This is a genomic window from Herbaspirillum sp. UBA812 (genome assembly GCF_002296545.1).
Taxonomy (GTDB): Bacteria; Pseudomonadota; Gammaproteobacteria; order Burkholderiales; family Burkholderiaceae_D; genus Herbaspirillum; species Herbaspirillum huttiense.
This window is the reverse complement of record NZ_DBIC01000339.1, coordinates 1-23,407: the sequence shown is the minus strand read 5'-3', so window position 1 is coordinate 23,407 and position 23,407 is coordinate 1. Positions and strand designations below refer to the sequence as shown.

The 23,407-nt window shown below is 64.8% G+C and carries 20 protein-coding genes; 12 read left to right on the top strand and 8 right to left on the bottom strand.

Features of this window, described 5'->3' with window-relative positions:
* From B3873_RS22865 to B3873_RS22850, 4 genes are all read left to right on the top strand, one after another.
* Window positions 1-127 (top strand): SDR family oxidoreductase (locus B3873_RS22865; RefSeq protein WP_286869236.1); only part of this gene is annotated, 127 nt, incomplete at its 5' end.
* A gap of 34 nt (window positions 128-161) precedes the next feature.
* Window positions 162-341, top strand: coding sequence for a hypothetical protein (locus B3873_RS22860; RefSeq protein ID WP_286869234.1), 180 nt, complete (start codon window positions 162-164; stop codon window positions 339-341).
* A 51-nt stretch (window positions 342-392) separates the two neighbouring features.
* Window positions 393-2,702 carry a VTT domain-containing protein gene (locus B3873_RS22855; protein WP_286869233.1) on the top strand — a complete coding sequence of 770 codons (2,310 nt, stop codon included), beginning with the start codon at window positions 393-395 and terminating at the stop codon, window positions 2,700-2,702.
* Window positions 2,702-3,505: an endonuclease/exonuclease/phosphatase family protein gene (locus B3873_RS22850; RefSeq protein ID WP_286869232.1), complete on the top strand. Its 804-nt coding sequence runs from the start codon at window positions 2,702-2,704 to the stop codon at window positions 3,503-3,505. The genes B3873_RS22855 and B3873_RS22850 overlap by 1 nt, the downstream gene beginning before the upstream one ends.
* A gap of 20 nt (window positions 3,506-3,525) precedes the next feature.
* On the opposite strand, the gene B3873_RS22845 is transcribed toward B3873_RS22850, so the two are convergent.
* The 4 genes from B3873_RS22845 to B3873_RS22830 all read right to left on the bottom strand — a co-directional run bounded on the left by B3873_RS22845 (window position 3,526) and on the right by B3873_RS22830 (window position 7,168).
* The gene (locus B3873_RS22845; RefSeq protein WP_286869230.1) at window positions 3,526-3,960 is read right to left on the bottom strand and encodes a hypothetical protein; all 435 of its coding nucleotides are present in this window, start codon (window positions 3,958-3,960) and stop codon (window positions 3,526-3,528) included.
* A 321-nt stretch (window positions 3,961-4,281) separates the two neighbouring features.
* Window positions 4,282-4,854, bottom strand: coding sequence for a TetR/AcrR family transcriptional regulator (locus B3873_RS22840; protein WP_286869235.1), 573 nt, complete (start codon window positions 4,852-4,854; stop codon window positions 4,282-4,284).
* A gap of 186 nt (window positions 4,855-5,040) precedes the next feature.
* Window positions 5,041-5,733: a signal peptidase I gene (gene lepB / locus B3873_RS22835; protein ID WP_286869228.1), complete on the bottom strand. Its 693-nt coding sequence runs from the start codon at window positions 5,731-5,733 to the stop codon at window positions 5,041-5,043.
* 49 nt (window positions 5,734-5,782) lie between these two features.
* Window positions 5,783-7,168, bottom strand: coding sequence for a CoA transferase (locus B3873_RS22830; RefSeq protein WP_286869226.1), 1,386 nt, complete (start codon window positions 7,166-7,168; stop codon window positions 5,783-5,785).
* A gap of 102 nt (window positions 7,169-7,270) precedes the next feature.
* On the opposite strand from B3873_RS22830, the gene B3873_RS22825 reads away from it, so the two are divergent.
* From B3873_RS22825 to B3873_RS22800, 6 genes are all read left to right on the top strand, one after another.
* Window positions 7,271-8,455: a citrate synthase family protein gene (locus B3873_RS22825; protein WP_286869225.1), complete on the top strand. Its 1,185-nt coding sequence runs from the start codon at window positions 7,271-7,273 to the stop codon at window positions 8,453-8,455.
* A gap of 232 nt (window positions 8,456-8,687) precedes the next feature.
* On the top strand, window positions 8,688-10,148 hold the full coding sequence (locus B3873_RS22820) for an efflux transporter outer membrane subunit (RefSeq protein ID WP_286869223.1): 1,461 nt from the start codon (window positions 8,688-8,690) through the stop codon (window positions 10,146-10,148).
* A gap of 55 nt (window positions 10,149-10,203) precedes the next feature.
* The gene (locus B3873_RS22815; protein ID WP_051156429.1) at window positions 10,204-11,448 is read left to right on the top strand and encodes an efflux RND transporter periplasmic adaptor subunit; all 1,245 of its coding nucleotides are present in this window, start codon (window positions 10,204-10,206) and stop codon (window positions 11,446-11,448) included.
* Window positions 11,445-14,597 carry an efflux RND transporter permease subunit gene (locus tag B3873_RS22810; protein WP_286869222.1) on the top strand — a complete coding sequence of 1,051 codons (3,153 nt, stop codon included), beginning with the start codon at window positions 11,445-11,447 and terminating at the stop codon, window positions 14,595-14,597. Before B3873_RS22815 ends, B3873_RS22810 begins: the two co-directional genes overlap by 4 nt.
* Window positions 14,598-14,693: 96 nt before the next feature.
* Window positions 14,694-15,386 carry a heavy metal response regulator transcription factor gene (locus tag B3873_RS22805; protein ID WP_034341551.1) on the top strand — a complete coding sequence of 231 codons (693 nt, stop codon included), beginning with the start codon at window positions 14,694-14,696 and terminating at the stop codon, window positions 15,384-15,386.
* On the top strand, window positions 15,379-16,806 hold the full coding sequence (locus B3873_RS22800) for a heavy metal sensor histidine kinase (RefSeq protein WP_039787427.1): 1,428 nt from the start codon (window positions 15,379-15,381) through the stop codon (window positions 16,804-16,806). Before B3873_RS22805 ends, B3873_RS22800 begins: the two co-directional genes overlap by 8 nt.
* A 31-nt stretch (window positions 16,807-16,837) precedes the next feature.
* On the opposite strand, the gene B3873_RS22795 is transcribed toward B3873_RS22800, so the two are convergent.
* Both B3873_RS22795 and B3873_RS22790 read right to left on the bottom strand, forming a co-directional pair.
* Window positions 16,838-17,788: a 2-hydroxyacid dehydrogenase gene (locus tag B3873_RS22795; protein WP_286869220.1), complete on the bottom strand. Its 951-nt coding sequence runs from the start codon at window positions 17,786-17,788 to the stop codon at window positions 16,838-16,840.
* Window positions 17,785-18,201 (bottom strand): VOC family protein, encoded by a 417-nt coding sequence (locus tag B3873_RS22790; protein WP_039787428.1) that lies wholly within the window; start codon window positions 18,199-18,201, stop codon window positions 17,785-17,787. The genes B3873_RS22795 and B3873_RS22790 overlap by 4 nt, the downstream gene beginning before the upstream one ends.
* 230 nt (window positions 18,202-18,431) lie before the next feature.
* Between B3873_RS22790 and B3873_RS22785 the strand changes: the two genes are divergently transcribed.
* Window positions 18,432-19,256, top strand: a complete 825-nt coding sequence (locus B3873_RS22785) for a universal stress protein (RefSeq protein ID WP_039787081.1) — start codon at window positions 18,432-18,434, stop codon at window positions 19,254-19,256.
* Between the two features lie 25 nt (window positions 19,257-19,281).
* On the opposite strand, the gene B3873_RS22780 is transcribed toward B3873_RS22785, so the two are convergent.
* Both B3873_RS22780 and B3873_RS22775 read right to left on the bottom strand, forming a co-directional pair.
* The gene (locus B3873_RS22780) at window positions 19,282-20,532 is read right to left on the bottom strand and encodes a PepSY-associated TM helix domain-containing protein (RefSeq protein ID WP_286869219.1); all 1,251 of its coding nucleotides are present in this window, start codon (window positions 20,530-20,532) and stop codon (window positions 19,282-19,284) included.
* A gap of 66 nt (window positions 20,533-20,598) precedes the next feature.
* Window positions 20,599-22,731, bottom strand: coding sequence for a TonB-dependent siderophore receptor (locus B3873_RS22775; protein WP_348745753.1), 2,133 nt, complete (start codon window positions 22,729-22,731; stop codon window positions 20,599-20,601).
* 282 nt (window positions 22,732-23,013) lie between these two features.
* Between B3873_RS22775 and B3873_RS22770 the strand changes: the two genes are divergently transcribed.
* On the top strand, window positions 23,014-23,295 hold the full coding sequence (locus B3873_RS22770) for a PAAR domain-containing protein (protein ID WP_039787084.1): 282 nt from the start codon (window positions 23,014-23,016) through the stop codon (window positions 23,293-23,295).
* Window positions 23,296-23,407 lie beyond the last annotated feature (112 nt).

Genomic DNA, 23,407 nt, shown 5'->3' with positions numbered 1-23,407 from the left:
GGCGGACCCGGTGGAGATTGCTTCCGTGATCGCCTTCCTGGCCAGCCCTGATGCCGGCTTCGTGACCGGTGTGAACCTGCCGGTCGACGGTGGCGTCACCGCCTCCAACGGCCAGCCGCCGCAATGAACCACAAGTGATTGAAAGTGAAGAGGAGCCCATCGTGAGCGACAAGATTCCCCTGCCCGAAGAAACCACGGAAGCCACCGAGACCGGCATGGACCAGCGCAAGCCCAAGCCTCTGCCGCACCAGGCGGTGCAAGAGCGCAGCAACGGCGCGACGGATCCGTCCCGGCAATCGACCGACACGGATGAACATCCGATTTCTGTTGGCAAGCCCTGATCCCATTCACACCACAACGATCACAACACTCACGTGTCGCCGGAGGCCATGATGTCGTCCACCCCTGTCCAGGAATCCCCCGCAGCGGGGCTGCTGCAGCCCGGCCGCAATTGCTGGCGGGTGGAACATGCGCAGCGTTTCAAGCTGCTCATCGACGCCGCCGATTATTTCCGCGCCTTGCGCATGGCCCTGCTCAACGCCCGGCGCAGCGTCTTCATTCTCGGCTGGGATATCGACAGCCGTACCGTCCTGGTACCCGATATCACTGACACCGACGATGGCTTGCCGCCGCAGCTGGGTGACCTGCTGCATGCGCTGGTCGAGCGCCAGCCCGATCTGCACATCCGCGTGCTGAACTGGGACTACGCCATGCTCTACGCGCTGGAACGTGAATGGATGATTGCCCGCAAGCCGGGCCGTGCGCGTAACAAGCGGCTGCACTTCCGTACCGATGCGCGCCATCCGGTCGGCGCTTCGCATCATCAGAAGATCGTGGTGATCGATGACAAGCTGGCGTTCGTGGGCGGCCTTGACCTGACCCGCTGCCGCTGGGATACGCCGGAACATCTCCCAGAGAACCCGCTGCGGCGCGATCCCGACGACAAGCCTTACGCCCCTTTCCATGACGTGCAGGCCATGGTCGACGGCGATGTCGCCCGTGCCTTGGGTGAATTGGCGCGTCGGCGCTGGAGCCTGGCCGGCTATGCCGAACGCCGTACCGCGTTGATGCAGGCCACCAGCTTGCCTGCCGATGATCCATGGCCACAGGGATTCGAGCCCGATCTGTGCGATCTGCGGGTCGGCATCTCGCGCACCGAACCTGCCTACGAAGATCGTCCGGGGGTGTTTGAAGTGCGCGAACTCTATCTTGATGCCATCGCCGGTGCGCAGCATCACCTGTTCTTCGAAAACCAGTACTTCACCTCGAACGTGCTGTCCGAAGCAATTGGCGCACGCCTGCGCGAACCGCAAGGCCCCGAAGTGGCCGTCATATCTCCGCAGACCCAGAGCGGCTGGCTGGAGCAGGCCACCATGGGCGCGCTGCGCGCCCGCATCCATCACCGTCTCAAAAGCGCCCTGGAAAACCAGGGCGACCAGGCCGCTACGCGCTACCAGATGTATTGCCCGCACCTGCCCGGCCTGGAGGATGGCTGCTGCCTGAACGTCCACAGCAAGGTCTTCAGCATGGATGACCGGCTGTTCTCGGTCGGCTCGGCCAACATGAGCAATCGCTCCATGGCCTTCGACACCGAATGCAACCTGACCATCGAATTGCAGGGCGATGCCGCCAAGCAGGACGAAATCCGCGCGGCCATCGCGCTCATGCGCAACCGCCTGCTGGCCGAGCACCTGGGCGTCGCACCTGCCGATGTGCAAGCCGCCCTTCAGCAGGACCAGAGCCTGCATGGCGCCATCGCCCGCTTGCGCAAGGCAGAACGGCGCGAACTGCGCCCCATGGATCCGCGCCTCATCCCGGAGCTGGATGCCTTGACCCAGGACAATGCCGTCTTCGATCCGGAACGCCCCATCAGTCCCGATGAAATCGTCGATGCCTATGTACCGCACAGCGCCAGAAAGCCGGTGCCGCGCCGCATGATCGGCCTGGGCGTGCTGGCCGTGGCACTGGTGGTCTTTGCATTGGCCTGGCGCTTCACGCCGCTGCGCGAATGGATCAACCTGAGCTCGCTGATTGCGCTGGCGCGCAGCGTCGACCAGATGCCCTTCACACCGGCCATCGTGATTGCGGCCTTCGTGGTGGCGGGCATGCTGATGGTACCCATCACGGTGCTGATCGCGGTTGCGGGGGTGGTGTTCGGCCCGGTGAATGGCGGCCTGTATGCCACGGCGGGCGTGGGCTTGAGCGCCCTGCTCGGCTTCGGCCTGGGCCATTGGCTGGGGCATGACGCGCTGCGCGACATGCTGGGTCCGCGCATCAACAACCTGAGCCGACGCTTTGCCCAGCGCGGCATCGCTGCCATGGCCGTGGTGCGGCTGCTGCCGATTGCGCCCTTCACGGTCGTCAACGTGGTGGCGGGCGCGTCGCACCTTGGCTTGCGCGATTACCTGCTGGGCACCCTGATCGGCATGGCCCCCGGTATCGCGCTGACGGTGGTGTTCTCGCACAACCTGGCCGAAGCCATCCGCCATCCCAGTTTGCAGACCGTGCTGATTCTGGTCGGCGTGACCGCCGCGCTGATGTTGATGGCGTTTGGCTTGCAGAAGCTGCTCAAGCCGCGCGACGGGAAGAAATCGAAATCGTCCGCACCGTCCACCCGCAAGAGCCCTGCGCCGCACACTCCGGGCGAAGAGGGCATGGCGCGCGTCAGCGCCGAGCATGGCGTGGAGGCGAGGCAGGCCTGATGCGCTCCGGTAGCCTGACCCATCGTGCCGCCGAGTACCAGCCGGCATCGACGGCGGAGGCGCGTTCCGATACGGAACTCGTCCTCACCGGCGATGTGCCCTTGCGCGACCTCGACCCATGGCCGCTCACCGTGGCGACTTACAACATCCATGGGGCGATCGGCACCGATGGCGTATTCTCCCCGCAGCGCATTGCCCAGGTGCTCAAGGAAATCAATGCGGATGTAGTGGCCCTGCAGGAAGTGCCCCTGGGCGGCTCCTCGCAGCCGGATGTGCTGTCCTTGCTAAGGAACGAGACTGGATTTTTCGCGGTCGAGGGACCGACCATGGAGAGTGCCGAACGCCGTTATGGCAATGCCGTCCTGAGCCGCTACCCCATTCTGGCCAAACAGAGCATCGACTTGTCCTTCGGCAGCCGCGAACCGCGCGGCGCACTGGATGCGGATATCGATTGCCACGGCCACATGCTGCGCGTGATCGCCACCCATCTGGGACTCAAGCCCGCTGAGCGGCGTGCCCAGATCAAACGGCTGCTGCAGGCCTTCGATACCGATCAAGCGCCGGTGATCCTCATGGGCGACGTCAATGAATGGTTCATGTGGGGGCGTGCCCTGCGCTGGCTGGTTTCCCACTTCGAGGCCGCACCCGCGCCGCGCACGTTCCCATCTCGCTGGCCGCTGTTTGCGCTGGACCGCATCTGGATCAGCCCGCGTCAACGCCTGCTGCAGGTGCAGGTCCACCGCACCGCCCTGTCACGCGTGGCCTCCGACCATTTGCCGCTGGTGGCCCATATCGATGGCTGACCAGCTGATGACGCGCAGGATCAGCCTGCGCTGCGCTTGCCGCTCCACAGCTTGACTGCCAACGCGATCCAGATCAGCAGGAACAGCATGTTGCCCGGCAGCCAGATCATCTGCGTCCATACATAATCGCGTACCCACATCGAGACTGCCTCACGGCAATCGCAGACGTGATCGGCGTAAAACAATTCGCCGCCGCTGCGCGCGGCGACGAACTGCAGCCAGAGAAATCCCAGCAAGAACGGAATGCCGACGAAGCCGGTGAGACACCAGCGCCGCATCTTGCGATAGCGGCGGCGGAATTCCTGGCCATCGCCGGAAGCATCATCGCCCCGGCATGACTGCATAGCGTTGCTGTGCATATTTCCCCCTTGCACTGGCATATGTTGCATGTGTGGTCTGCCCCTGGGTTGCCCACGCGCCGTCGTGACGACGCCCAAATGCGCGGCGGCAACCATGCGCCAATCTCCCGTGAGGGATGCTGGCAATGTCTGTTCGGATCAACGTCGTCTGGAATTGCACCGGCCTGCACCGGTGCATGGGAAGAAGCAGGTCACCCGCTGAACAGGTGGCTCGCATTTCCCGAGGGCTGTCCTCCGCGCCCTCTGCGGAGGAAGAGATGGATTCTTGTCGTCGAAAGCCGCCGTCTGCTGGCGCTTTCAGCGTATCCCGGTGGCCCGCAATCGCTGATTTTTGACGCAAAAGTTCACTTGCCCAGAACCAATACGATACGTTTCGTCTCGGATTCTAGGTGCAATCGGGGTACTGCTCAATAAAATTTACGTTTGTTGGCTCGAAATTTTACTTGGCGTCAAAAGGGGTTGGGACAGCGCAATGCTGCCCAGGACCAGTTTCAGTTGGGACTGGATCTGGCGTTCGTCGATGTCGGCGCTGCCGGTCAGCAGACGCTGCAGTACGGGGGCGTACAGCAGGTCGAAGACCAGGTTGAGGTCGGCATCTTCCCGGAATTCGCCGCGCTGGGCGCCACGGCGCAGCACGTTGACCAGCGCCAGGCGGCGCGGCTCCAGGTAGTTGTCGTTGAAAATGCGGCGGCTCTCGGGCTCGAACTGGGCCAGCGCGATCATCTCGCGTACCACCCGCCCGGACTTGCCGCGCAACAGTTGGGACAGTTGCAGCATGTGCTGTTCGATGTCGTCGCGGGCCGAACCGCTGTCGCCCAGCGGCGGCAAGGGTTCCACCGCGCGCAGCAGGGCTTCCATGGCCAGTGCGCTCTTGTTGGGCCACCAGCGGTAGATGGTGGCCTTGCCTACGCCGGCGCGCGCCGCCACGCCCTCCAGGGAGAGCTTGTCGAAACCGATCTCCTCGAGCATCACATAAGTGGCATCGAGGATGGCGTCATGACTGACGGCATTCCTGCGGCGACCGGTGGCCGGATCGGAGATGAAGGTGAGAGAAATGATGTGCTCCAGATGACAAAGGCATGTTTTCCGTCATTGATAACGGCATGCTTTTGGACAACTTGAGCGATTGACAGCAAAAAAACGAAGATTTTTGTGACAAAAATCCCGGAAATCTCATTACTGCATCGTCACCGCGTCCAAGGGACGGCCGAAACGCTCCAGACGCGGCTTGTAGAACTGGTCGGCATCCAGGGAGAAGGCGATGCGGCGGGTGCGCCCCATCAGTTCGCTGCGGGCGAAGAAGCCGAAGTAGCGCGAATCCATGCTGTTGTCCCGATTGTCGCCCAGCATCATGTAATGATCGGCCGGCACCACCACCGGGCCGAAGCTGCTGTGCAGGCTGGGATGGGCCTCGGACAGGCGCACCAGGTGATTCATCCCGTCCAGCCTTTCATCGCGGTAGCGTGCCTGGTCGACGCCATCTCCGCTTTCGGGACGCGCGTGCGCCGGACCGTAGCTGGCGGGCTGGCCGTTGATGAAGAGCACGTTGTCACGCAGCTCCACCACATCGCCCGGCAGCCCGATGATGCGCTTGAGCAGCAGTTCGCCGGCCTGCCGCGAATCGATGGTGACGATATCGCCACGCTGCGGTTCGCCCAGGCGCAGCAGGCTGATGTGGGTGAGCGGCAGGCGCAGGTCATAGGCCAGCTTGTCGACCAGGATGCGGTCGCCCACCATCACGGTCGGCAGCATGGAGCCGCTGGGCACCACGTTGTAGTCGGCAATGGCGCTGCGAAACACCACCATCAGCGCGATGAAGGCCAGCAGGCCCTTGTTGGCTGCTGCCAGTTGTTTGAGGGGGAAGCTCATGTTGCCGTCTCGTTGTTTGTTTTCACGAAGACCACCATGCTAAATGAAATCAGCTCCATGCGGGCTGGACGCTGCGCAAGGGCGAGGCCGGCCGGTCCCACGCCATCGCGGCCACCCCCACGCTGAGCGGGCCTCGCAGGCGCCGGGCCGGGCCCCAGACGGTCATTTCCAGATGCGGATGCACATCGGCCATCGTTTCGGGGGCCAGTGGCAATTGGCCTGAGGCGGCCGGATAATCGGCCAGCAGGCGGGCAGTCCGGGCCAGCGACAAGCGGTATTGGCTGCCGCCACCGGTCTGGCGCCGGGTGAGCCCGCGCACGGCGGCCGCCGCCATGAGATAACCGGTCGCATGGTCCAGCGCCTGCACCGGCAGCGGTACCGGCTTGTCGCTGCCGGCGGCGCGCATGCCGGCCTCGGCAATGCCGCTGCTCATCTGCACCAGGCTGTCGAAGCCCCGCCGCGACGACCACGGACCGCTCCAGCCGTAGGCATTGAGGGCCACATCGACCAGCCCGGGGTTCAGTTCGCGCCGCCGAGGCGCACCCAGCCCCAGGCGCTCCAGGGCATCGGCACGATACCCGTGCACCATCACGTCGGCCTGCCGCACCAATGCTTCCAGCACGGCGCGCCCGGCTGGCTGGCGCAGGTCCAGTCCGGCGCAACGCTTGCCGAGCGTCATGTCGGGAACCACGCCGGGCTCCTCCCACGAGGCCGGGTCGATGCGCAGCACATCGGCCCCGAAAGCGGCGAGCAAACGCGTGGCAGTCGGGCCTGCCAGCACCCGCGTCAGATCCAGTACCCGCACCCCGGCCAGTGGCCGCGCCGGGTCCACCGGGCGCGGCGCGGCCGCAGCCGCATCGAAGTAACGGCAGGCCACCAGCGGCTCGGACGCCACGGCCGCGCCTTGCGGATGGCTTGCCCATTGCGCTTGGCTGCGCATTTCGGCGGCGCAGCCGCCGTGGGCTACCACGGCGCTTTCCAGTTCGCTGGCGCGCCAGCCCGAGACGGCACGACCCACGTCCTCGCGCGTGGCCTGCCCTGCATCCAGCCCCAGCGCTGCCAGGGCTGCGGCACGGTGATGGCTGGCATTGGTGTGCAGGCGGATCCAGCCATCGGCGGCGCGGTAATCGCCCGCTACCGCATCCCACAAAGGCGGCGGCGCCCAGCCCTCGGGCCGCAGGCTGCTGCTGAACCACATCGCTGCAAGGCGGCGATCGCAGCTCACCTCGGGGTAAGCCCCGCCGGCACCGCTGACCAGCCCGGCCAACGCGAGTCCGGCTGCCGCTATCGATGCCTGGGCCAGGTCCGTGGTGGCAAACACCGACGACAACCCGCCCTCGCCCGTCAGGCGCACGGCGGCAAGAGCGTCAGGATCGCCGTCGAGGGCGCTCCACATCGTGGCAAGCATGGCTTGCGAGGGGGAAAGGGATGTCATGGCAATCCTCGGAATGAAAGGGCGATGACTGCAGGATACTAGCCTTGAATTAATCGTCAATATTGATTAATTTAATCAACTTGTCTGTCTTTCAGGGCCCCCATGAGCCGCTATCTTTCCTCTTCCGAGGCCGCCACCTTGCTCGGCGTATCCCGCCAGACGCTCTACGCCTACGTCAGCCGCGGCCTGCTGCACGCCCATCCCGGCGGGCAGGCCCGCGACCGCCGCTACCTGGCCACCGAGGTCGAGCGGCTGGCCGCCAGCCGTTCCCGTGGCCGCAAGCCGCGCGAGGTGGCGCGGGCAGCATTGGACTGGGGCTTGCCGGTACTGGAATCGGCGCTCACGCTGATCGAAGACGGCCGGCTCTATTACCGGGGCCATGATGCCGTGACCCTGAGCGCCGAAGCCAGCGTCGAAGAGGTTGCCGCCCTGCTCTGGGATTGCGCGGTGGAGGATGCCTTCGGCCCGGTGCCGCCGGCCCGGCCGCCGCGGCTGGAGAGCGTCCAGTCCGCGTGGAGCGCAGGCCGCGCCGAGCAGACCTTGCTGCCGCTGTTTGCCCTGGCCTGCGCCGAAGACATCGGCGCCCAATGGCACCTGCCGCTGCCGCGCCAGCTGGCCAGCTGCGGCTTGCTGGTACGCCGCCTGGCCGCCTGCCTGCTCGGAACGGCGCCTTCCACCGCGCCCCTGCACCAGCAATGTGCCAGCGCCTGGGGACTGGATGCGGCCGGTGCGCAGCTGGTACGCCGTGCCCTGGTGCTGTGCGCCGACCACGAACTCAATGCCTCGGGTTTTACTGCCCGATGCATCGCCTCGACCGGCGCCAACCTGCAGGCGGCCGTCATCGGCGGGCTGACCGCGCTGTCCGGGCCGCTGCATGGCGGCACCACGGCGCGTGTCGAAGCCCTGCTCGAGACGCTGGATGAACAGGACGATCCCGCCGCCAGCCTGCGGCAACGGCTGGCGCGCGGCGAAGAGCTGCCCGGCTTTGGCCACCATCTCTATCCGCAGGGTGACGTGCGCGCTTCCGCCCTGCTGGCGCCGCTGCTGCCGGTCCATCCGCGCTGGCAGCAAACCATCGAGGTGGTCCGCGAACTGACCGGCCATCCGCCCTCGGTGGACTTTGCCCTGGCCGCCGTGCGGCGCCATCTGCACCTGCCGCCCGGCAGTGCCTTCGGCCTGTTTGCGCTGGGGCGTTCGCTGGGCTGGATCGCCCATGCGCTGGAACAGGGCCGCGGCGGCAGCCTGATCCGCCCGCGGGCTGCCTATGTCGGTGTACGTCCTGGCTGACAAAATTGTCATGTTGATGTCAGCCTCGCGTTGAGCGGCCGGGCTTACATTAGCGCCGTAAGCAGGGGTCGGCCTCGGGTGCTGAGGGGTGCCGCGTGGCCGGCCATTCCTTCATCCGCAAGCCATCATCGTGAGCCCTATGGTCGTCCCGTTTCGCCGCGTCGCAGCCAGCGCCCGTCTTCGTCATTTCACTCATCCCCCACAACACTCCCCCTTCCGCGCCAAGAAGGGAATGACGGTACTGGTGCTGGCCGCGCTGCTGGGCGGCTGCGCGGTCGGGCCCGATTACGTGCGCCCGGCCATGGATCTGCCCCAGGCCTACAAGGAACAAGGCCCCTGGAAAGTGGCCGCGCCGCGCCAGGCCGATGACCATCAACGCTGGTGGGAAGCTTATGGCGATCCCATCCTCAACGACCTGGTCAATCAGGCCAACGCCGCCAACCAGACCATCCAGCAAGCCGCTGCCCAGTATCGCCAGGCCCAGGCCACGGCCGCCGTGGCGCGCGCCAGCCTGTGGCCGACCGTCGGCGCGCAGGCCGGTGCGACCCGGGCGCAGACCAATACCAACGGCGTGCAACGCTTGGGCGACAGCTACACCGTGGGCCTGAATGCCTCCTGGGAAGCGGACGTCTGGGGCCGCATCCGGCGCGGTGCCGAGGCCGGCGATGCCAGCGCCCAGGCCAGCGCCGCCAGCCTGGCCGCGGCCCGCCTGGCGATCCAGGCCACGCTGGCGCAGAACTACCTGCAACTGCGCGTGACGGACCTGCAAAAGGATTTGTACCGCCGCACGGTCGAGGCCTATACCCGTTCGCTGCAACTGACCACGCATCAATACGAAGCCGGTACCGCCCTGCGCTCCGACGTAGCCCAGGCGGAGACGCAGCTGCGCTCGGCCCAGGCCCAGCTGATCGACCTGGACGCCACCCGCAACCAGCTGGAACACGCCATCGCCATGCTGATCGGCAAGGCACCGGCGGCCTTCAGCCTGGCTCCCCTGCCAGCGGCGGCGGCCACCGACAGCGGCATGGATGCCAATGCCCTGCGCCTGCAGGCCAGCCTGCCGCAAATCCCGGCAGGTTTGCCCTCCGACCTGCTGGAGCGCCGCCCCGACATCGCCAATGCCGAACGCCTGGCCGCTGCCGCCAACGCCAATATCGGCGTGGCCCGTGCGGCTTACTTCCCGACCCTGACCCTGTCGACCACCGGCGGCTACAACAGCGCCTCGTTCGCCGACCTGTTCAACACGCCCAGCCGCGTCTGGTCGCTGGGTGCAGCGCTGGCCGAGACGCTCTTCGATGGCGGCGCGCGCACTGCCCGCAACGACGCTGCGATGGCCGCCTATGACGCTGCCGCTGCGCAATACAAGCAGATGGTCCTGGCCGGCCTGCAGGACGTGGAAGACAACCTCTCCACCCTGCGCGTGCTGGATCAGGAAAGCGCGGCCCAGGCCCAGGCCGTCAGATCGGCGCAGCTGGCCGAACGGCTGGCGATGAGCCAGTACCAGGCCGGTACCGTGACGTATCTGTCGGTCGTCACCACCCAGGCCACCTCCCTGACCAACCAGCGCAGCGCAGTCACCCTGCTGGGCCGCCAGCTGGTCGCCAGCGTGGCGCTGATCAAGGCCACCGGCGGCGGCTGGCAGGTCGGACAGACCGATCCGGCCAGCGTGCAGGCACCGATGGCAGCGCGCTGATGTGCGCGGCCCATCTTCCGAATCCCATGTGCATTTTCCAGGACGAGTTTCAGGCATGACCACCTCACCCAACTCCCCCAAGACTTCCCCGACTCCGCAACGCTCCCCGCTGGCCATCGTCGTGGCGACGGCCCTGATCCTGGCCGCCGGCGTCGGCGGCTGGAGCGCCATGCAACGCGCCACCGCAGCCGACCAGCCCGCCGCCAAGACAGCACCACCGGTATCGGTCTCGGTGGCCCGCGTGCAGGAGCGCGATCTGCCGCTGTATCTGGCCGGCGTCGGCACGGTCACCGCCAACGCCAGCGTGGTCGTCAAGACCCGCATCGACGGCCAGCTGGACAAGGTCGGCTTCGAGGAAGGCCAGGAGGTCAAGAAGGGACAACTGCTGGCGCAGATCGACCCGCGTGCGCTGCAGGCGCAGCTTGCGCAGGCCGAAGCGCAACGGGCAAAGGATGCCGCCACGCTCATGAATGCACGCCTGGACCTGCAGCGCTATACCACCCTGCGCAGCCAGGATGCGGCCACCCAGCAGCAGCTGGATACGCAGAAGGCGCTGGTGGCGCAGCTGGAGGCAGCGGTCAAGACCGATGAGGCGCAGGTGGCCTATGCCAAGGTGCAACTGAGCTACACCACCATCAATGCGCCACTCTCGGGTCGTGTCGGTGCGCGCCTGGTCGATCCGGGCAATATCGTGCACGCGGCCGATGCCAATGGCCTGGTCGTCATCAACCAGATCGATCCCATTACGCTGGTCTTCACCCTGCCGGAAGAAGCCGTGGTCGGCATCAACCGCGCCCAGCGCAACAGCCAGCAGCCGTTGAAGGTGATCGCGTACGCGCGCGACTCGCAGGAAGTACTGGCCACCGGCAAGCTGGTGCTGCTGGACAACCAGATCAACACCACCAACGGCACGGTGCAGCTGAAGGCGCGCTTCGACAATGCCGGACACAAGCTGTGGCCGGGCCAGTACGTCAATGCCCGCCTGCAGATGAACAGCCACGGCAACGCCCTGACCGTGCCCGCTGCCGCCATCCAGCGCAACCAGCAAGGCACCTATGTCTATGCCATCGACCAGGACGACAAGGCCAACATGCAGCCGGTCAAGGTCGACCGCATCCAGGACGGCGTCGCCGTACTGGCCGCCGACAGCGGCGTGACGGCGGACCAGCGTGTCGTCATCGACGGCCAGTACAAGCTCAAGCCGGGCAGCCGCATCGTGGAAAGCAAGCCGCAGCCGGCCAAGGGCGCTGTTGCTGCTGCACCTGCCGCCAACGCTGACGCGAAAGGAAGCACCAAGTGAGCGTCTCCGCCGCCTTCATCAAGCGCCCCATCGGCACCACGCTGCTGGCCATCGCCATCCTGCTGGTGGGCATCGCGGTGTGGCCGCTGTTGCCGGTCGCGCCCTTGCCTCAGGTCGATTTCCCGACCATCCAGGTGACCGCGCAATTGCCGGGAGGCAGTCCCGAGACCATGGCGTCCAACGTCGCACAGCCGCTGGAACGCCAGTTTTCGCTGATCGCTGGACTCTCGCAGATGACCTCGCAGAGCACCCTGGGCAGTACCCAGATCACCCTGCAGTTCGACCTCAACCGCAACATCGATGCCGCCGCGCTGGACGTGCAGGCCGCCATCAACGCCTCCACCGGCCAGTTGCCGGCCAACCTGCCCAATCCGCCGACCTTCCGCAAGATCAATCCGGCCGATTCGCCCATCATGATCATGTCGGTGCAGTCCGATGCACTGCCGCTGACCGTGGTCAACGACTATGCCGACAACATCCTGGCCCAGCAGATCTCGCAGATCTCGGGCGTGGGCCTGGTGAGCGTGAACGGCCAGCAGAAACCGGCCGTGCGCATCCAGGTCGATCCGGCCAAGATCGCTACGCTGGGCATCAGCCTGGAAGACATCCGCGGCGTCATCGCCACCACCACGGTGAACCAGCCCAAGGGGACGGTCGATGGCGCACGCCAGGCCTTCACCGTCTATACCAACGACCAGCTGCTCAAGGCCGAGCAGTGGAACGACATGGTCCTGGCCTGGCGCAATGGCGCGCCGATCCGCGTCAAGGACATCGGCATCGCCATCGACGGTCCGGAGAACAACAAGATCGCCGCCTGGGCCTTTGCCGGTGCGGCCAATACGGCCGATCACACCATCAGCAATGGCCGCTCCATCGTGCTGGCCATCACCAAGCAGCCCGGTGCCAACGTGATCGAGACCGTGGGCCGCATCAAGGCCGCCATGCCACGCCTGCGCGCGGCCATCCCGGCGGCGATCAACGTCAACACCCTGATCGACCGCACCCAGACCATCCGCGCCTCCGTCGAGGATGTGGAATTCACCCTGGTGCTGACCATCGCGCTGGTGGTGATGGTGATCTTCGTGTTCCTGCGCAATGTGGCGGCCACCCTGATCCCGTCGGTCACGGTGCCGCTGGCCATCATGGGCACGGCCGGGGTCATGTACGTGGTCGGCTACAGCCTCGACAACCTCTCGCTGATGGCGCTGACCATTGCGGTCGGTTTCGTGGTCGATGACGCCATCGTCATGCTGGAAAACATCTACCGCTACGTCGAGGAGGGCATGTCGCCGCTGGAAGCGGCCCTCAAGGGCGCGGGCGAGATCGGCTTCACCATCATCTCGATCTCGGTGTCGCTGGTGGCGGTGTTCATTCCGCTGCTGCTGATGGGTGGCATCGTCGGGCGGCTGTTCCGCGAATTTGCGGTGACGGTCACGCTGACCATTGCGGTCTCGGTCATCATCTCGCTCACCCTCACGCCCATGCTGTGCTCGCGCTTCCTCAAGAACGAGCATGGCCGTCAGCACGGCAAGCTGTATCAATGGTTCGAACGCTGCTTCGATGCCATGCTCAATGGCTACAAGCGCGGGCTCGACGTGGTGATGAAGCACCAGTTCATCACGCTGATGAGCTTCATCGCCACGGTGGCCCTGACGGTGGTGCTGTTCATCTTCATCCCCAAGGGTTTCTTCCCGCAGCAGGACAATGGCGTCATCGTCGGCTTTGCCGAGTCGGCCCAGGATACGTCTTCGGCGGCCATGCAGGAACGGCTGCTGAAGGTGGCCGAGGTGGTGCGCAAGGATCCGGACGTGATCGGCTTTGCCATGAGCGCCGGTTCCACCACCTTCAATACCGGGCAATTCTTCATCGCACTGAAACCCAAGGATGAAGGCCGCACCACCAATGCCGACGAAGTCATCGCGCGCCTGCGTCCGCAGGTGGCCAAGGTGCAAGGCGTAAACCTGTTCATGCAGGCCAGCCAGGACATCAACGTCGGTGGCCGCCTCTCGCGCACCCAGTACCAGTACACCATCACCGACACCGACCTCGATGAACTGAACGTGTGGGCACCGCGCATGCTGGATCGCTTCCGCCAATTGCCGCAGCTGACCGACGTGGCCTCCGACCAGCAGAACCAGGCAGCAGCAGCGGTCATCACCATCGACCGCGCACGCGCCTCCAGCTTCGGCATTTCGCCTTCGCTCATCGATGCCACCATCTATGACGCCATCGGCCAGCGCCAAGTGGCGCAATACTTCACGCAGATCAACAGCTACCGCGTGATTCTGGAGGTGACGCCACAGTTGCAGAAGGATCCTTCACTCTTCGACAAACTCTACCTGACCTCGCCCCTGACCGGCCAGCAGGTGCCGCTGTCGACCTTCGTGAAGGTCGATACCACCAAGACCTCTTACCTGTCGATCAGCCACCAGAGCCAGTTCCCGGCGGTGACGATTTCCTTCAACCTGGCCAAGGGCGTCTCGCTGGGCGAGGCGGTGGACATCATCCAGAAGACCAAGGACGAGATGGGCGTGCCGCAGACCCTGGTGGGCAACTTCCAGGGAACGGCCAAGGCCTTCGGTGATTCGCTGGCCTCGCAGCCTTATCTCATCGCGGCCGCCCTGATCGCGGTCTACATCGTGCTGGGCCTGCTCTACGAGAGCTACATCCATCCGCTGACCATTCTCTCCACGCTTCCCTCGGCCGGCGTGGGGGCACTGCTGATCCTGATGATCGGCGGTTACGACCTGTCGGTGATCGCCCTGATCGGCATCATCCTGCTGATCGGCATCGTCAAGAAGAACGGCATCATGATGATCGACTTCGCCCTCACCGCCGAGCGCACCCAGGGCCTGAAGCCGGAAGAAGCGATCTACCAGGCCTGCCTGCTGCGCTTCCGTCCCATCATGATGACCACCATGTGCGCCCTGCTCTCGGGCCTGCCGCTCATGCTCGGCCATGGTGCCGGCTCCGAGCTGCGCCGGCCGCTGGGTTATGCCATGGTCGGCGGCCTGGTGCTGTCGCAGGCGCTCACGCTCTTCACCACGCCGGTGGTCTACCTTTACCTGGACCGTGCGCACTACTGGTACGAACGCAAGAAGAAGGCAAGGCAGGAACGCAAGGCCGCGCGCCTGGCGCAGGAACATTGACTCCGTAGCCTGTTCATCAACAAGGGGAGCCGGGAAGGTAGAATCCGGCATGGGCCGGCGCCGGGGAATGTTCCCGGCGCGGCCAGTGGAGACCGAATGAAGATCCTGATAGTCGAAGACGAGCAAAAGATGTCCGAATACCTCTGCAAGGGCCTCACCGAGCAGGGATGCGCGGTGGATGTGGCCAGCAACGGCATCGACGGGCAGCACCTGGCGATCCAGCATGACTACGACGTGATCGTGCTGGACGTCATGCTGCCGGGCCTGGATGGCTTTGCCGTGCTGCGTTCGCTGCGTACCGTCAAGCAGACGCCGGTCATCATGCTGACCGCGCGCGACAGCGTGGAAGACCGCATCAAGGGCTTGCATGACGGCGCCGATGATTACCTCATCAAGCCGTTCTCCTTCCTGGAACTGCTGGCCCGCCTGCAGGCCCTGACCCGCCGTGGCCGCGTGCAGGAAGCGCCGCAGCTGCGCATCGGCGACCTGCAGATCGACCTGATCTCGCGCAAGGCCTTCCGGGGCGGGCTGCGCATCGACCTCACCGCCAAGGAGTTCGCCCTGCTGGCCGTGATGGCACGCAGACAGGGCGAGATCCTCTCCAAGACCGCCATCGCCGAACTGGTCTGGGACATGAATTTCGACAGCAATACCAACGTAGTGGAAGTCGCCATCAAGCGCCTGCGCGCCAAGATCGACGCGCCCTTCGAGCAGAAGCTGCTGCATACCGTGCGCGGCATGGGCTACGTGCTGGAGCCGCGCGCCACCTCCGATGCCGGCGATGAGTGAGGCCGCTGCCGCGCCGGCAAAGAAGCGCCGCCTGCCGCTGCGCCAATCCATCACCGCGCGGCTGGTGCTGATGTCGGCGGCGTCGGCCCTGTTGATCTTTGCAGTGGCCGGCGTGGTGCTCTACACCGTCCTGAAGGGGGAACTGCTGCGCCATGAGCGCGATGCGCTCTTCACCACCCTCAACGACATCAGCTACCAGATCGAGCGCGCCGGCAACACCGAGCGCTGGGCCCGCGTACAGTTGAAACTGTCGACGCTCTCGCAGGCCGACCAGCACGTGTTCTTCTGGATCGCCAGCGATGATCCCCGCTACACCTATGGCGACCTGACGCGGCTCGCGCCCTCGGCCATCAATCATGCCGACGGCAAACAGGTCGGCCGCCTGCACCTGCCGGGCCGCGCCTATCCACTGCACATCATGACGCGCACCCTGCCGGCCTTCGAGGATCGTCCTGAAGTGCGCGTGACGGTCGGTGTCGATGGCGCTCCCTACTTCGAGATGCGCCGCACCTTCCTGCTGGCCACCAGCATTTCTTCGCTGCTGGGCATCGTGCTGGCGGTCATCTCCAGCTACTGGATCGCCCGGGCGGGGCTGGCGCCGCTGCGGCGCATGTCGGCGCGCGCGCAAAGCTTTTCCCCGCGCAAGCTGTCGGCCCGCATGCCGGTGGAAGCCTTGCCGGAAGAATTGTCGGTGCTGGCCGATGCCTTCAACGGCGCGCTGGAACGCATCGAGCAGGCCTATACCCAGCTCGAAGCCTTCAATGCGGATGTGGCCCATGAGTTGCGCACGCCGCTGGCCAACCTGATCGGCGAGACCCAGGTGGCGCTGGCGCGCGAACGCAGTGCGGGGGAATTCAAGGACGTGCTGCAATCGAACCTGGAAGAGCTGGACCGCATCCGTTCCATCGTCAACGACATGCTGTTCCTGGCGCGCTCCGACCAGGGCGAAGCGGCCACTGCCCGGGTACCGGTGCGGGTCGCCGAAGCGGTGCAGAAGACCGTGGATTTCTTCGAGTTCGTGCTGGATGACACCGGCATGTCCATCACCGTGGCGGGCGATCTGGAGGCCACAGCCACCATGGAAACGGCGCTCTTCAAACGCGCCCTCACCAACCTGATCCAGAACGCCATCCAGCATTCGCCGCAGGGCGCGCAATTGCGCATCGACATTTCCGGCGGCGAAGAGATGGTGCGCGTGGCCGTGACCAATCCCGGCCCGGCCATCGACGAGCAACACCTGCCGCGCCTGTTCGACCGCTTCTACCGCGTCGACAGCGCGCGCCAGGACATCAACGGCAGCCACGGCCACGGCCTGGGGCTGGCCATCGTCAAGGCAGTGGCCCGCATGCATGGCGGGCGCGCTTTTGCCAGCAGCAGCGGCGGGCACAATACCATCGGCTTCACCATCGCGCGCCAGTGAGCGCGCCGGTTTGGCTCAATGGCTCAAGAGTTCAATAACCACGCTTGAGATCCACGTTGGCAGCGATCTCGCCGGAGTTGCGATAGCGGCGGATATTGGCGGCCACGATGGCTGAAGCGGTACCCGAATCGGTCGGTGCCGAACAATGCGGCAGCACCGTCACTGCAGGATGCGACCACGGCCACGCCTCCGGCGGCAAGGGCTCGATGGCGAACACGTCCAGCACCGCATGGCGCAACCTGCCCGCATCCAGCGCCTCGCGCAGCGCCTCATCATCGATGATCGGCCCGCGTGCGAAATTGATGAGCTGTGCCTGAGGAGGTAGCAGTGCCAGCCGCGCTGCATCCAGCAGTCCGCGCGTTTCGGCCGTCAGCGGTAGCAGGCAGACCAGAATGTCGGTCTGTGCCAGCATCTCCGCCAGCCCGTCCATGCCGCTGCAGGTCCGCACGTCCGGCACGTTGCGCGCACTGCGGCTCCAGCCCAGCACCGGGAAACGCGCCTGGCGCAATGCCACGGCTGCCGCTTCACCCAGCGCGCCCAGGCCGAGGATGCCGACGCGGCGCTGCTCCGGCAGCACATAGTCCAGCGGCTGCCATTGCCGCGCCTGTTGCTGGCGCGCGTAATGCGGCATGTCGCGATGCAGGTAGAGCGTCCACGCCAGCACGGCTTCGGCCATGGTGGCGGCCAGGCGCGGATCGACCAGGCGCGTGATCTGCAAGTCGCTCTGTCCGAGATCGGCCACCAGCCGCTCCACCCCCGCCCAGACGCTATGCACCCACTGCAGTTTCGGCAACAATTTCAGTTGCGCCGGATCAGGATTGGCGACGATGGCCACGCGGCATTGCGCGCGTTGGTCTTCGTCCAGCTCGCTGAAGGCGATGATCTCTTCCTCCGGCATGGCTGCACGCAGGGCCTGCAACCATGCCGCTACCGCAGCGGCATCGCTCTGGCTGACAAAGGGGATGGGCGCAGGCGCACTCATTTCGCGTACACCGTAGCCAGATCGCGGAAGCCCTTGACTTCGATGGGGTTGCCCGAGGGATCGAGGAAGAACATCGTCGCCTGCTCGCCCGGTTCGCCTGCAAAGCGGATCTGCGGGGCCAGCACGAATTGCACCTCGCCGCTGGCGCTGAGGCGATCCGCCAGTTGCTGCCATTCATCCAGTTGCAGGATCACGCCCAGATGCGGCATCGGCACCAGATGATGGCCGACATGGCCGGTATTGCTCACGGCAAACGGTTCACCCAGGTGCAGCGAAAGTTGATGGCCGAAGAAATCGATGTCGACCCAGGTTTCGGTGCTGCGCCCTTCGGCGCAACCCAGCAGGTCGCAATAGAAGCGGCGCGACTGGTCGAGGTCGCGCACGTGGTAGGCCAGGTGGAAGATGGATGGCATGGACAGTCCCGGATCGGCAGGCAGGTTGCGAAAGCCGACAAGCATACCGCAACCATCGTGCTTGTATGGAAACAAGCCAAGGATGCTTCCCTACAAGAGGAGCGGGCTACGATTGACATGCGTCAAGCAGCCCGGGATTTGGGCTGGACGCATGGAGGTGCCCGGCCTAATCTGCCTGCATGGCATCCCGCCCCGGATGTCTTCCCCCCACGAATTTCCGAGGAGCCACCATGAGCTACAAGTCCATCCTGGTCCACGTCGACCAGTCGCGTCACGCCGCCCAGCGCATCCGCATTGCCGCCGAACTGGCCCGCGCACAGCAGGCGCACCTGATCGGCAGCGCCGTCAGCGGCATCTCCAGCTTCATCACCATGGAAGGCGCGGCCTACATCGCGGCGCAGATGGATGGTTTCCGCGACCGCGCGCTGGCCGCGCTGGAAAATTTCGACAAGATTGCCAACAGCGTCGGCGTGCCCTCCTGCGAAAAGCGTTTCGTCGATGACGATGCCGAGGGTGGACTGGCCCTGCAGGCGCGCTATGCCGACCTGGTAGTGGTGAGCCAGGCCGACCTGGACGATGCCAATGACAGTTTCCTCACCGACCTGCCCGAGTACGTCATGCTCAATTCACCGCGCCCGGTGCTCATCATCCCCAGCGCCGGTGAATTCAAGCAGGTAGGCAAGAATGCCCTGATCGCCTGGGATGGCAGCATGGAATCGACCCGCGCCATCACGGCCGCCCTGCCGCTGCTGCGCCAGGCCGACAACGTGACGGTGGTGCTGTTCAACTCCGACAAGCGCCTGGGCACCCACGGCGAGCAACCCGGTGCCGACATCGCGCTCTATCTCGCGCGCCATGGCGTGAAGGTGGAAGTGGCGCAGGAACAGACCACGCTCGATATCGGCAATGCCCTGCTTTCACTGGCGGCCGACAAGGGTTCCGACCTGCTGGTCATGGGCGGCTACGGACACACCCGCTTCCGCGAAGTGCTGCTGGGCGGCGTGACGCTGACCATCCTCAAGACCATGACGCTGCCGGTGCTGATGGCGCACTGACACCGTCAGGATGCCTTGCGCGGCGTCACTGCGCTTCCACCACCGGCCCCTCGCGGGCCGGTGTCTTTTGGGCGGCCAGGCGCTCGCGCTGCTGCAGGCGGGCACGGCGCTTGCGCACCCAGATGATTACCCCGGTCACCGACAGCATCGCCACCAGCACGCCCATCAACGAAATCAGCACGCGTCCGGTCAGCCCGAGGATGCGGCCGGAATGCAGCGGGAACTGCGCCTGCAGGAAGATATCGCCTGCACTGCCGCGCCCCGGGATCTTGCCGCCTTCATAGGCGCCGCTCATGGCATCGAAATACAGCCAGGCATTGCCGAGGCCCACATCGCCATGGTCATTGCCAGGCTGGAAGAAGCCCACGCCATAGACCCCGAACATGCCCGAGTAGAAGACCCCGCCGACCGGCTCCGTCAGGCCCAGCTTCTCGCCTTGCGCGCGTCCCAGTTCCACCGCTTCCTCGCGTGAAATACGCGGCTCCGGCACCTTGTCGGGCGCAATCGGCGTACGCGTGTCGAAGGGACCCGCAGTCAGGGTGGAGACGCTTTGCAGAATCGGACGCATGACCTGCCGCTCCAGGTTCATCGACACCGACGTCACCGCCAACACCAGCAGCAAGCCCCAGATCCAGACCCCGCCCGAGCGGTGCAGGTCGAAGTTGAGCTTGTGCCCGCCCTCGCGCCAGCGGAAGGCCAGCGACTTGCGCCAGCTGCGCCAGTTGGGGAAGGAAAGATAGAGCGCAATGAAGCAATCCAGCGCCCACACGATGCCGATGATGCCCATCAGCCAGATGCCGGTCTCGATCCCGCCCATGTCCGGCAGGTGCATCGTGTAATGCAGTTTGTAGAGGAAAGGCAGCAGGTTTTCACGCGCCAGCGAAATCGCGCCCCACATGCGGCGGCCCTGTATTTCAGCGGTTACCGGATCCACCGCGATCTGGTTGTAATCCAGGACCGGCAGCTTGCCGGTCACTGCATCCAGGCGCGGTTCGACCATCATGCTGATGGTGTGGCCGGGCTCGGCTTCGGTGAGCACATAGGTCACGCGCAGCTTGGGCTCGGCCGCTTCCACGCGCCGCGCCAGTTCCAGCCCGGGCAAGGGCTGCCCGACGTCCGGACGGTCCGCGCTGCGGGCATGGAACAGTTGAGGATTGAGCCAGGCATCCAGTTCGTGATCCCAGGAGATCAGCGCGCCGGTCACGCCGGCGATGAACAGGAACACGGCCACGGCCAGGCCGAACCAGCGATGGAGGAGGACGAGAAGTGCGCGCATGGGCTCGATTACCTGGCTAATTGGCGGAGTGATTCAGGGACTGCCGGGAGGGCGACCATGACCAGATCAGAAATCGACCTTGGCCGACACGCTGAAGGTACGCGGGTCACCCGGCTTGATGTAGTTCTCGTACTGGTATTGCCAGTAACGCTTGTCCAGCAGGTTGTTCACCGAGGCCCGGAAAGTCGTGTCGTGCTGGCCGATGCGCGTGGTGTAGCTGGCACCGAGGTTGAACAGCGTATAGCTGGCCAGTTCGATGTCGTTGGCGGCGCGGGCCATGGTGCTGCCGGTGAATTTGGCATCGGCGGAGAGCTTCAGGCCAGCGACTTGCGGCACCAGATAGGCGACCGATGCGGTCGCCATGTTGCGCGGCGCACCGGCCACGCGATTGCCATTGTAGGTATTGCCCTTGTCGTACTTGGCATCCAGCAGCATGAGGCTGCCGGCCACTTGCCACTGCGCGGTCGGACGATAGGCTGCGCCCAGTTCCAGCCCCTGGTAGTTGGACTGGCCATCCTGCACCAGCGCCCCGTTGAGCGTGTATTCCGAGGCGCGTTCGATACGGAACAGCGCAGCGGTGGCACTCCAGTTCTGCTGATCGGTCTTGGCACCGACCTCGTACTGCTTGCTCTTGAGCGGCTTCAGCTGGCTGCCGTAGTTGGTGTTGGTCACGCCCGGTACGCCGCCCTGCTCCAGCGATTCCACATAGCTGGTGTAGAGGGTGGTATTGCGCTCGGGCTTGAACATCAAGGCTACCGTAGGCGTCAAGGCCGACTTGTCGTAGCGCGAACTGAGGGTGCCGCTGGTGCTGAAATTATCCTGGCGGAACTGGTTGTAGCGGCCACCGGCCAGCAGCGACCAGCGCTCCGAGAAGTTCAGCGTATCGCTGGCGAAGACCGCCTGCTGGGTGATGATGGCGTTGTGATAGGTCTGCAGCTCGGTGCTGCTGTAATACGCATTGGTGTTCTGCGTATAGAGATTGCCGGTACCGATCTGCTTGTACACCGAGCTGATCGAGTAATCATTGACCTGCTTCTGCCACGAGGCCCCCAGCACCAGCTGATGATCGATGCTGCCGATGCGGGCATTGCCTTCCAGCATGGCCTGCCACTGGTCGAAGGTATGGCCTTCGCGGCTGTCCGAGCGCCAGTCGGTGTAGTTGCCGGCGGCATCCGAGAGCATCGCGATGTCCTCGTTGCGGAAGCGCTTGGAGGTGCTGTGGCTGTAGCTGAGGTTGGCCTTCCAGTCCGGGTTGAGGCGATAGGTCAGCCCGGTCTGGTAGAGCTGGAAGTTGGTATCGAGATGCTGGCCCGGACCGACCAGGGTCTTGTCGGCCCCGCTGACCACCGAGGGCAGGCGGCTGCCGGTCAGGCTGCTGATGACGACCGACGGCGTCTGGTCGGTGGAATTGCTGTTCTGCCAGATGGCCTGAAAATCCCAGGTCAGGTCGCGCGTGAGGCGTCCGTCCAGCGCCAGCGAAGCAGAATTGCGGCGGATGTGGCCTTCATTGAAGGTCTCGCCCTGGTCATGCGTGACGTTGAGGCGATAGCCGAACATGTTGTCGTTGCCGAAGCGCCCGCCGAGATCGACGTGCTCGCTCCAGATGCTGTTGCTGGTATAGCCCACAGAGACGCTGCGCACCGGGGTGTCGGTGGGCTTCTTGGTGACGTAGTTGAGCACCCCGCCCGGCGAGCCGAAGCCATACATGAAACCGGCCGAGCCCTTGAGCAGATCGACGTGCTCGAAGTGATCGTAGGGCAGCGTGATGCCATAGCCGAGGAAGGGCTTGCCATCGATGCGGAAGGAATTCTGCCAGTCCGCCGGCAAGCCGCGAATGGTGATGTACGAAGCCCAGGCGCTGTAGCCACCGCTGTTGTCGCTGACCGAGGCCTCGTTGTAGAACAGGTCGCCGAGCTTGTTGACCTGCTTGTCGGCCAGATCCGCAGCCGTGATGCTGGTAACGGAAAAGGGCGTATCCAGCAGCGAACGCGATCCGAGCGCACCGGCGCTGGACTGGCTTTGCAGGTGCTGCGTTCCCTCGCCTGCAGCGGGGGCCGAGACGGTCACAGTCGGCAATTGGCCGGCGCTACTGTCATTGGCGGCAGCTGCGGCGCTGTCGGTGGTGGACTGCGCCAGCACCAGCGCAGGAGAGCCGGCCAACGCCATGCTGATGAACACCGGACGGAGAGCACGGGACATGGCGCTGGGGCGGGCGCGCAGGGACGACTGGAGCAAGGGATTCCTCTTCATATTCATTTTATTTAATACGAACGATAATAGTTCTTATTTATTTTATGGAATATGACAGAAAAAGGAAACCTTCCTTACAAAGTTTCTGAAGTCCCTGCCCTGACTTCTCGAAATGATTCGACGCAGTGCTGCAAAAATTACTGACTGTGATTGATCTCTTGCCGCCTATGCGCCACAGGCTGAGCGATGGCTTTATCTTCCCTGCTTTTCCTCCTGTGAAAGAGAGTGCATATGACCAGGGCCATCATCCGCCTCGACGATCCGACCTCGCATGGCGGCGTTGTCCAGCAAGGATTTGACAATGTGAAGCTGTACGGCAAGCCCATGGCCGGGGTGGGCCATCGCGGCTACTGTCCGAAATGCCGATGTGAATTCATCATCCTGCCAGGTGAAGAAAACTACGAATACCTGGGCCGACGGGTGGCCGTGGAAGGGATGAAAACTTCATGTGGTGCCCTGCTCATCGCGACCCAGCAGTTGGCCAGGATCGCGCCAACCAAAGACGACGACTGATCGCCACGAAAAAATGGCCCGCTCACCGGAATGAGCAGGCCATGTCGTGCGCGTGGCAGCAGGATGGAATCCGCCCTGCCCCACTCGCTCTAGCTGAACATCACGCTTCACA

Bases quoted from the DNA above. Each gene is read 5' to 3' on its own strand.
- B3873_RS22855 (WP_286869233.1), top strand. From the start codon at position 393: ATGTCGTCCACCCCTGTCCAGGAATCCCCCGCAGCGGGGCTGCTGCAG.
- B3873_RS22850 (WP_286869232.1), top strand. From the start codon at position 2,702: ATGCGCTCCGGTAGCCTGACCCATCGTGCCGCCGAGTACCAGCCGGCA.
- B3873_RS22845 (WP_286869230.1), bottom strand. From the start codon at position 3,960: ATGGTTGCCGCCGCGCATTTGGGCGTCGTCACGACGGCGCGTGGGCAA.
- lepB (WP_286869228.1), bottom strand. From the start codon at position 5,733: ATGAGCTTCCCCCTCAAACAACTGGCAGCAGCCAACAAGGGCCTGCTG.
- B3873_RS22830 (WP_286869226.1), bottom strand. From the start codon at position 7,168: ATGACATCCCTTTCCCCCTCGCAAGCCATGCTTGCCACGATGTGGAGC.
- B3873_RS22825 (WP_286869225.1), top strand. From the start codon at position 7,271: ATGAGCCGCTATCTTTCCTCTTCCGAGGCCGCCACCTTGCTCGGCGTA.
- B3873_RS22820 (WP_286869223.1), top strand. From the start codon at position 8,688: ATGACGGTACTGGTGCTGGCCGCGCTGCTGGGCGGCTGCGCGGTCGGG.
- B3873_RS22815 (WP_051156429.1), top strand. From the start codon at position 10,204: ATGACCACCTCACCCAACTCCCCCAAGACTTCCCCGACTCCGCAACGC.
- B3873_RS22805 (WP_034341551.1), top strand. From the start codon at position 14,694: ATGAAGATCCTGATAGTCGAAGACGAGCAAAAGATGTCCGAATACCTC.
- B3873_RS22800 (WP_039787427.1), top strand. From the start codon at position 15,379: ATGAGTGAGGCCGCTGCCGCGCCGGCAAAGAAGCGCCGCCTGCCGCTG.
- B3873_RS22795 (WP_286869220.1), bottom strand. From the start codon at position 17,788: ATGAGTGCGCCTGCGCCCATCCCCTTTGTCAGCCAGAGCGATGCCGCT.
- B3873_RS22790 (WP_039787428.1), bottom strand. From the start codon at position 18,201: ATGCCATCCATCTTCCACCTGGCCTACCACGTGCGCGACCTCGACCAG.
- B3873_RS22785 (WP_039787081.1), top strand. From the start codon at position 18,432: ATGAGCTACAAGTCCATCCTGGTCCACGTCGACCAGTCGCGTCACGCC.
- B3873_RS22780 (WP_286869219.1), bottom strand. From the start codon at position 20,532: ATGCGCGCACTTCTCGTCCTCCTCCATCGCTGGTTCGGCCTGGCCGTG.
- B3873_RS22775 (WP_348745753.1), bottom strand. From the start codon at position 22,731: ATGTCCCGTGCTCTCCGTCCGGTGTTCATCAGCATGGCGTTGGCCGGC.
- B3873_RS22770 (WP_039787084.1), top strand. From the start codon at position 23,014: ATGACCAGGGCCATCATCCGCCTCGACGATCCGACCTCGCATGGCGGC.